The following is a 9,031-nucleotide window of genomic DNA, read 5'->3' on the forward strand; positions in this document are numbered from 1 at the left end:
GCGGCGGGCGCCTCCGGCCCGGGGCCCCCGGCGGTCGCGCCGCTGCGGGCCGTGGCATCCGTCGCTCCGGATCGAGGGTCGGGAAGCCGGCCGTACAGCTCGGCGAACGGGTCGGACGGGTCGTTTTCGGGCATGTCAGGCGGGCTCCTGTCCCGGTGCTACAGCGGGTCCGGCCGGGTCACCGGACCGTCGCTCGACGTCGAGCGCCTGCTGCAGCAGCACCACAGCGGCGACTTGGTCCACAATGCTACGAGACTCCCGCTGGGAACGCCCGGCCTGCCGCAGCACATCGTGCGCGGAGACGGTGCTGAGCCGTTCGTCCACGAGTCGGACGGGGACGCTCAACGCCGCCGCCAACTGACCGGCGAAGGCCCGGGCGTCCGTCGTGGACGGGGTGTCCTCGCCGCGCAGGTTCAGCGGCAGACCCACCAGGACCTCGAACGCCTCGTACTCCTCCGCGAGGGCGACGATGCGGCGCACCGGCTCGCCCTTCCGCGGCACGGTCTCGACGGGAACCGCGAGCAGACCGTCGGGATCCGACCGGGCGACGCCGACACGTGCGCGTCCGACGTCGATCCCCAGCCGGATGCCTCGGCGGAAGTCCGTCACGCGGTGGTCGCCCGCACGTCCGCGACGATGCCCTCGAGCGCCTGCGGGAGGACCGCGGCATCCGTTCCGCCGCCCTGCGCGACGTCGGGACGTCCGCCGCCGCCACCGCCGAGGACTCCGGCCGCGCTCTTGGCCAGGGCGCCGGCGGCGAGGCCGCGCTCGCGCGCGGCGTCGTTCGTCACGACGACGACCGTCGCGCGGCCACCCGCGACACTGCCGAGGGCGACGACCGCGGGGTCGGAGCCGAGCCGGTCGCGGACCTGCAGCGCGAGCGAGCGCACGTCGTCGGCCGACGCGCCCTCCCCCAGCGACTGCGCGACGACACGGACCGTGCCCACGGCGACCGCGGACTCCACCAGCTGTGGCAGGCGGTCGGAGAGCGCCCGCGCCTCGAACGCGGCGATCTTCTTCTCGGCGGCCTTGAGGCTCGCGGCGAGTTCGGCGATGCGGGTCGTGAGCTGCTCGCGGGGGGTCTTGAGCGACGTCGTCAGCTGCGACACGATGGCGCGTTCGGCGGCGAGGTCGCGGAACGCGTCGAGCCCCACGAGCGCCTCGACGCGGCGGTTCGACGCGCCGACCGACGACTCTCCGACGAGGTTGACCAGGCCGATCTCGGCGCTGCGCGCGACGTGCGTGCCACCGCAGAGCTCGCGCGACCACGGACCGCCGATGTCGACCATGCGAACGGTGTCGCCGTACTTCTCGCCGAACAGCGCCATCGCGCCCGCGGCCTTGGCCTCGTCGAGCGACAGCACGCGCGTGGTGACCTCGAGGTTGTCGCGGACGGCGTTGTTGGCGATGTCCTCGATCTCGGTACGGGTCTCGGGCGAGAGCGCCGCGCCCCAGCTGAAGTCGAAGCGCATGTAGCCGGCGCGGTTCAGCGAACCGGTCTGCGTCGCCGTCTTGCCGAGGGTGTCGCGGATCGCCGCGTGCACGAGGTGCGTGGCGGAGTGCGCCTGCTGCGCCGAGTGGCGGTTGAGGGCGTCGACCACCGTCGTCGCGGGGGCGTCGACCGACACCTCGCCGCTCGTGACCTCGACCGTGTGGCTGATGAGGCCCGGCACGGGACGCTGCACGTCGAGCACCTCGAGCTCGTAGCCGGGGCCGACGATGACGCCCTTGTCGGCCACCTGGCCACCGGACTCGGCGTACAGCGCGGTCTCGGCGAGGACGACCTCGGCGATCTGGCCCTGCGACGCACGGTCGGTGCTGCGGCCGTCGACCAGGATGCCGAGGACCTTGGACTCCGTCTCGAGGTCGGTGTAACCGGTGAACACCGTCTCGCCGAGCGCACGGAACTCGCGGTACACGCTCTGATCGGCGATCGCGCCCTTGCGGGAGCGGGCGTCGGCCTTCGCGCGGGCGCGCTGCTCCTGCATGAGCGTGTCGAACGCGCCGCGGTCGACCGTGAGACCCGCTTCCTCGGCGATCTCGAGGGTGAGGTCGATCGGGAAGCCGTACGTGTCGTGGAGCAGGAACGCCTCGGAGCCCGACAGCGTCGTGGCGCCGCCCTGCTTGGCATCCGCCACGGACTGGTCGAGGATCGCGGAGCCCGCCGCGAGCGTGCGGAGGAACGTCTGCTCCTCGGCGATCGCGTACGCCGACAGGCGCGGGTAGTCGGTCGCGACCTCGGGGTACGACTCCTTCATCGCGTCGCGCGAGGCGGCGAACAGCTCGGGGAACGTCGGTCCCTCGACGCCGAGCAGACGCATCGAACGGATCGCGCGGCGCATGATGCGGCGGAGGATGTAGCCGCGGCCCTCGTTCGACGGGGTGACGCCGTCGGCCAGGAGCATGAGCGACGAGCGGACGTGGTCGGCGACGATGCGCAGGCGCACGTCGTCCTCGTGCGACTCGGCGCCGTACGACTTGCCCGCGAGCTTCGCCGCGAGGTCGAGGACCGGGCGCACCTGGTCGGTCTCGTACATGTTGTCGACGCCCTGCTTGATGAACGCGATGCGCTCCAGGCCCATGCCGGTGTCGATGTTCTTCGCCGGCAGCTCGCCGACGATGTCGAAGTCGTACTTCGACCGCACGTTCGTGATCTCGTACTGCATGAACACGAGGTTCCAGATCTCGACGTAGCGGTCGTCGTCGGTCGCCGGTCCGCCGTCGATGCCGTACGCGGGACCCCGATCGAAGAAGATCTCGGAGCACGGACCCGCGGGGCCCGGCAGCCCGGTGGACCAGTAGTTGGTGTCCTTGCCGAGACGCTGGATGCGCTCCTCGGGCAGGTCGGTGAGGCGCAGCCACAGGTCGTGCGCCTCGTCGTCCTCCTCGTAGACCGTGACCCACAGGTCCTTCGGGTCGAAGCCCAGGCCACCCTCGGCATCCGGGGTCGTCAGCAACTCCCACGCGTAGCGGATCGCGTCTTCCTTGAAGTAGTCGCCGAACGACCAGTTGCCCAGCATCTGGAAGAAGGTGCCGTGGCGCGGGGTCTTGCCGACCTCTTCGATGTCGTTCGTGCGGATGCACTTCTGCACGTCCGCGGCCCGGGGGTAGGGCGGGGGCACGACGCCGCTCAGGTACGGGATGAACGGCACCATGCCGGCGACGGTGAAGAGGAGCGCCGGGTCGTCGGTGACGAGCGAGGCCGACGGCACGATGGTGTGGTTCTTCTTCTCGAAGTAGTCGAGGAAGCGCTGAGCGATCTCGGCGGTTTTCATGTGGGGTCTTTCCGTGGGCGTGCGGATCCGCCCCGTCGAGCGGGGCGGGATGCCGGGAGGTCAGTCGGTGGGGGCGGCCTTCTTCGCCGCGTCGGCGACCGTGCCGGCGGCGTCGGCGGTCGCGTCGACGGCGGCGGCCGCGACGCCCTTGGCGTCGTCGAGGATGTCGGAGAGTCGCGTCTCCTGCTCGTGGTACGCGACGCTCATGCGGTCGGCGAACTCGCTGATGCGCGCGTCGACCTGGGCGAGGAGCTCCTGGCCGCGGGGGTCCTTGTTGACCAGGTGCGCGGCGACGAAGCCTCCGGCGATGCCCAATACGAACCAGACGAGGCTTCTCACGATCACCACTTCTTCCTCGAGCGAGCGCCGCGGGCGCGGCATCCCTTCATCGTAGGCGACAGGGTCGCGCGAGCGCGCGCCCGGAGGGATGGATGCCACGCCCCTGGCATCCCGTCCCTCCGGGTGGCCAGTCTCGGGTCCTCGGCGTCCCCCGGATCGGGCACAACTCCTGCAGGCACGCGGGCGATGGCTGCCGTCGGCCCGAGGGGCGCCAGGATGCCGGAGTTGTGCTCGCTCAACACGACGCCAGGCCGCGCGAGAGCGCGACCGAGAACGACGCCAGGCCGCGCGAGACCGCGACCGAAGACAACGAAGGGCGCCGGGAGAACCCGGCGCCCTTCGGCTCGTGAGTCGGAGACTCAGCGAGCGGCGTAGTACTCGACGACGAGCTGCACGTCACACGTGACGGGCACCTCGGCACGCTTCGGGCGACGCACGAGGCGCGCCTGCAGCGTCGAGAGGTCGACCTCGAGGTAGCCCGGAACGGGGGGCAGAACCTCGGCGTGTCCGCCGGCGGCCGCGACCTGGAAGGGCTCGAGGCCCTCGCTCTTGGGCTTGACGTGCACGAGCTGACCCGGCTTCACGCGGAAGGACGGGCGGTCCACGAGCTGGCCATCGACCAGGATGTGGCGGTGCACGACGAGCTGACGGGCCTGGGCGGTGGTGCGGGCGAAGCCCGAACGAACGACCAGGGCGTCCAGACGCATCTCGAGGAGCTCGACCAGGTTCTCACCGGTCAGGCCCTCGGTGCGGCGGGCCTCGTTGAACGCGATGCGCAGCTGCTTCTCGCGGATGCCGTACTGCTCGCGCAGACGCTGCTTCTCACGCAGACGGACGGCGTAGTCGCTGTCGGCCTTGCGCTTGGTGCGGCCGTGCTCGCCGGGAGCGTAGGGACGCTTCTCGAGGTAGCGGGCGGCCTTCGGGGTGAGCGCGACGCCGAGGGCGCGCGACAGACGGACCTTGCGGCGGTCCTGGGACTTCGTTGCCACGAAGTACTCCTTCCGATGACGTGGCCGCGCCTTTCGCGGCTCACGGACGTATCACGCTCTCTTCGCCCTGTCCGGACTGCACGCCGGGGCATGCCGGAAGGTCGGTGAAGAAGAGAGGGGATGCCCGAAAACTCGGTTTCGAACCGGTTCATGTTATCAGAGGCCGGCTGCCACCAGAGAGGTCCACGCGAGGAGGAACAACGGGACGTACAGCAGCGCAACCAGTATCGCGTGCGTCATGACGAAGCCGACCGCCTCCACCGGCTTGCCTCGCTCCCGCAGGTGCGACCACAGCTTTCGCGCCATGGATGCCGGATGCCGCACATCCCAACTGTTGAAACGCAGGTACCGGCCGAGGTAGACCCCGACGGCTCCGAGCAGGATGACGACGCCCGCGAAGACCCAGCTCTCGACGGTGAGCTGGTTACCGTTCTGCTGGCCGACGATGACGAAGACCTGGAGCGCGGCCAGGCTGAGGATGGCGTTCGCGATACCCGACAACGTCAGCGCGAGCGTCTGGACGATGTCGTACCAGAGCGGAACCGGGGTGCCCTCGACACGATGACTGAAGTTCAGTTCGGTGATGAGGTACACCGAATTGGGGAACATGAGCAGCCACGCACACGTGGGCACAGCGAGCGCCATCACGGCGAGGACGCCTTCGAGCACGGAAGCGGACTCAAGCGGATGGCTGCGGTAGTGGACGAACAGCGTGAACCCGATCCCTGCGGCCAGCGACAGCGGGACGGGCGCGAAGGACAGGCCGACGTTCAGCAGCATCGGGCGGTAGAGGCGCACCCGGTAGACGACCGCGCGAAGAACGACGAGCACGACGGCGTACACATCGAGGAGCAGGACGGCGGCGGCGGCGAGGAGGATGGTCACGGCCACCGACTGTGGCACGGGCCGGCCCCATGACCCGCTCGAGTGCCTCGGAATTCACCCGCCGTCGAGGATGCGGCGGATCTTCTCCAGCCGTGCGGAGACCTCGCGTTCCGCCCCGTGGGACGTCGGCTGGTAGTACTGCTTCCCCCGCAATTCGTCCGGCAGGTACTGCTGGGCGACGATACCGATGTCGCTGTCGTGGGCGTACTTGTAACCCTTGCCGTGCCCGAGGCGTTTCGCGCCGGGATAGTGGGCGTCGCGCAGGTGCATCGGCACCCGGCCGAAGCCACCGGCCCGGACGTCGGCGATCGCGGCGTTGATCGCGTTGTACGCGGCGTTCGATTTCGCGGTCGTCGCGAGGTAGACGGTGGCCTCGGCGAGCGGGATCCGCCCCTCCGGCATGCCGATGAAGGCGACGGCATCCGCCGCGGCGACCGCGATCTGCAGCGCCTGCGGGTCGGCGAGACCGATGTCCTCCGCGGCCGAGATCACCAGGCGCCGGGCGATGAACCGCGGATCCTCACCCGCCTCGATCATGCGCGCGAGGTAATGGATAGCAGCATCCGCGTCGGAGCCGCGGATCGACTTGATGAACGCGCTGATGACGTCGTAGTGCTCGTCGCCCTGCCGGTCGTAGCGCAGCAGCGCGCGGTCGACGGCCTGCGCGATGTGATCGCCGGTGATGACGGGGCGAAGGTCGTCGGCATCCGTGTCGTCGTCGTGCTCGTCGTCGTCGCGGGCGGCGTCGTCGGCGGCCACGGAGGCCGCGGCTTCGAGGGCGGTCAGTGCACGGCGGGCGTCACCGGAGGCCAGGCGCACCAGAGCCGCACGTGCCTCGTCGCTGAGCACGACGCCGTCGGCCAGGCCCCGTGGATCGGTCACCGCGCGGTCCACCAGCGCCCCGAGGTCATCGTCGCCGAGCGGCCGCAGCGTGAGCAGGAGCGAACGCGACAGCAGCGGCGAGATGACGGAGAACGACGGGTTCTCAGTCGTCGCCGCGATGAGCACCACCCACCCGTTCTCGACGCCCGGGAGGAGCGCATCCTGCTGCGCCTTCGTGAAGCGGTGGATCTCGTCGAGGAACAGGATCGTCGACTGGCCGTACAGGTCGCGCTGGGTGAGGGCCTCCTGCATGACCTCGCGGACGTCCTTCACCCCCGCGGTGATCGCCGACAGCTCGACGAACCGGCGCCCCGACGAGCGTGCGATGGCTTGCGCGAGTGTCGTCTTGCCCGTGCCCGGCGGCCCCCACAGGATGACCGAGACGGCCGAACCGGATGCCGAGGAGTCGGTGCCCGCGAGCGTGACCAGGGGCGAACCGGGGCGCAGCAGGTGACCCTGGCCGGCGACCTCGTCGAGGCTCGTCGGGCGCATCCGCACCGCGAGCGGGGTCTGGCCCTGGAAGAGGGCGGAAGCACTGGTCACCGACCCAGGCTAATCGCGACCACCGACACCGGATCGAGCGGCTTTGTGGCCTCATCGTCTCGATGCGTAGGATCGGGGCGGTCCGCACGGTGAGAAGAGGTCGATGTGGCGACGGGTGGCAAGGATCGGCAGAGCCGCGAGCAGCGCGAGCGTGCGCGGGCGTATCAGATCCGGCAGGAGATCCACCGTCGCCAGGGACAGCGCCGCCGACGCGACAACGTCCTCGCCCTCGTCGTGGGCCTGGTCGTGATCGCCGGTGCCGCCGCGCTGCAGACCATGTACTTCGTCAGTGGCCCCGGTGCCCCCGCGCCCGCGCCGACGGCGACCGACAGCCCCGCGCCCAGTTCCACGTCGATCGACCCGCTGCTCCCCGACCCGGGTTACAGCGATTCGCCGTCCACCGACCCGCTGGCCCCCGTCCCGGACACCTCGCCCACGCCGTGAACCTGTGGCGACGGCATCCGTCGTACTAGGCTCGGGACCGTCCTTCTCCCCCAGGCGGCCCTGCCGCGATGAGGTGCTTCCCGTGACTTCCCTTCCCTCCTCCGACTCCCCCGACACCACGCCCGCCGTCGCCGACGACGTCGAGACGCCCGACGAGACCGTCGAGGCACCCGCCGATGAGGCGGCCGAAACCGCCGCGGATGCGGCTGTCGTGACCGATGAGCCCGCGGCCGAGACCGCCGCGGACGACGCTCCGGCGGCGGAGGAGGCTCCTTCCACCGAAGCGATCGATCCGGCCGAGGAGCCCGAGGCTCCGGCTGCGGATGCCGAGGAGCCCGAGGCTCCCGCCGCGGCCGCGGAGCCCGAAGCCCCGGCGGCAGCCCCGAAGGCTACGCCCGCCCCCGGTCCTCGTCCCGGCCCGCGTCCGGGTGCCCGCGTCGCCGCTCCCGTGGAGCCGTGGGGTCGTGTCGACGAGGACGGCACCGTCTCGGTGCGCGAGGGTGCCGAGTGGCGCGTCGTCGGGCAGTACCCCGACGGCACGCCCGACGAGGCCCTGGCGTACTACACACGCAAGTTCGCCGACCTCGCGGGCGAGGTCACGCTCCTCGAAGTGCGTCACCGACGCGGCGGCGCATCGGCGTCCGACCTGCGTTCCACCGCCGCGACCGTCCGCGCGAAGGTCGACGGCGCTGCGGCTGTGGGCGATCTCGCCGCGCTGCTCGAGCGACTCGACGCCCTGACGGCCGAACTGGCCGAGGCGACCGAGACCGAGGCCGCCGCGGCCAAGGAAGCCGTGGACGACGCCGTGCGCGAGCGCACCGAAATCGTCGAGCAGGCCGAGGCACTCGCGGCCCGCGACCCGCAGTCGGTGCAGTGGAAGCAGATGACCACCGACATGTCGGCCCTGTTCGACCGGTGGCAGGCCCACCAGCAGAACGGCCCGCGTCTGCCGAAGTCGACCGCGCAGCAGCTGTGGCGTCGCTTCCGCGACGCCCGCGCGACGGTCGACCGTCACCGCCGCGAGTTCTTCTCGGCGCTCGACGAGACCCACAAGTCCGCCCGCGACGCCAAGACGCGTCTCGTGGAGCGGGCCGAGGCTCTCGCGCCCCGCGGGGAGGACGGCATCCCGGCCTACCGCGACCTGCTCGACGAGTGGAAGGCCTCCGGTCGCGCCGGCCGCAAGGTCGACGACGCCCTCTGGGCGCGCTTCAAGGCCGCGGGCGACGCGCTCTACGGTGCGCGGATCGAGCGCGAGACGGCGGATGCCGAGGCATCCAAGGAGAAGATCGAGCAGAAGCGCGCGCTCCTCGCCGAGGCCGCGCCGATCGTCGACGAGAAGAACCTCGCGACGGCGCGTCAGAAACTGACCGCGATCCAGCGCCAGTGGGACGAGATCGGCCGAATCTTCCCGCGCGACAAGGAGCGCACGCTCGACGACGAGCTCCGCAAGATCGAGCAGAGCGTCCGCGCCCGCGAGGACGCCGACTGGAAGCGCAACGACCCCGAGCAGAAGGCGCGCGCCAACGACATGACGCGTCAGTTGACCGACGCGATCGAGAAGCTCGAGGCCGAACTCGCCGCCGCGCAGGCCAAGGGCGACAAGCGCGCCGCGGCCCAGGCCTCGGAGGCCCTCGAGGCGCGCCGCACCTGGCTGCGCGCACTCGGCGGCGAGCG

8 protein-coding genes are annotated in these 9,031 nt (G+C 71.0%); 2 read left to right on the plus strand and 6 right to left on the minus strand.

The annotated features are described in order from the left end of the window. Positions 1-135 precede the first annotated feature (135 nt). The 6 genes from ruvX to I5G_RS15810 all read right to left on the minus strand — a co-directional run bounded on the left by ruvX (position 136) and on the right by I5G_RS15810 (position 6,913). On the minus strand, positions 136-609 hold the full coding sequence (gene ruvX / locus I5G_RS15780) for a Holliday junction resolvase RuvX (protein WP_022879922.1): 474 nt from the start codon (positions 607-609) through the stop codon (positions 136-138). Further along, positions 606-3,275, minus strand: a complete 2,670-nt coding sequence (alaS, locus tag I5G_RS15785; protein ID WP_022879923.1) for an alanine--tRNA ligase — start codon at positions 3,273-3,275, stop codon at positions 606-608. The genes ruvX and alaS overlap by 4 nt, the downstream gene beginning before the upstream one ends. Positions 3,276-3,335: 60 nt before the next feature. Beyond that, positions 3,336-3,656: a hypothetical protein gene (locus tag I5G_RS15790; RefSeq protein ID WP_022879924.1), complete on the minus strand. Its 321-nt coding sequence runs from the start codon at positions 3,654-3,656 to the stop codon at positions 3,336-3,338. Positions 3,657-3,973: 317 nt separating this feature from the next. Next, positions 3,974-4,603: a 30S ribosomal protein S4 gene (rpsD, locus tag I5G_RS15800; protein WP_022879926.1), complete on the minus strand. Its 630-nt coding sequence runs from the start codon at positions 4,601-4,603 to the stop codon at positions 3,974-3,976. A 156-nt stretch (positions 4,604-4,759) separates the two neighbouring features. Continuing rightward, on the minus strand, positions 4,760-5,488 hold the full coding sequence (locus tag I5G_RS15805) for a DUF1361 domain-containing protein (protein ID WP_036328766.1): 729 nt from the start codon (positions 5,486-5,488) through the stop codon (positions 4,760-4,762). Between the two features lie 54 nt (positions 5,489-5,542). After that, complete coding sequence (locus I5G_RS15810) at positions 5,543-6,913, minus strand: replication-associated recombination protein A (protein ID WP_022879928.1); 1,371 nt, start codon at positions 6,911-6,913, stop codon at positions 5,543-5,545. 105 nt (positions 6,914-7,018) lie between these two features. On the opposite strand from I5G_RS15810, the gene I5G_RS15815 reads away from it, so the two are divergent. Continuing rightward, positions 7,019-7,357 carry a hypothetical protein gene (locus tag I5G_RS15815; protein ID WP_022879929.1) on the plus strand — a complete coding sequence of 113 codons (339 nt, stop codon included), beginning with the start codon at positions 7,019-7,021 and terminating at the stop codon, positions 7,355-7,357. 82 nt (positions 7,358-7,439) lie between these two features. After that, positions 7,440-9,031, plus strand: a 1,592-nt coding sequence (locus tag I5G_RS22945) for a DUF349 domain-containing protein (protein WP_036328772.1), incomplete at its 3' end; no start/stop codon positions are given.

Source organism: Microbacterium sp. B19, assembly GCF_000333395.1.
GTDB lineage: Bacteria > Actinomycetota > Actinomycetes > Actinomycetales > Microbacteriaceae > Microbacterium.

Excerpts from the sequence above, each read along its gene's own strand:
- I5G_RS15790 (WP_022879924.1), bottom strand. The coding sequence starts at position 3,656 with ATGCCGCGCCCGCGGCGCTCGCTCGAGGAAGAAGTGGTGATCGTGAGA.
- alaS (WP_022879923.1), bottom strand. The coding sequence starts at position 3,275 with ATGAAAACCGCCGAGATCGCTCAGCGCTTCCTCGACTACTTCGAGAAG.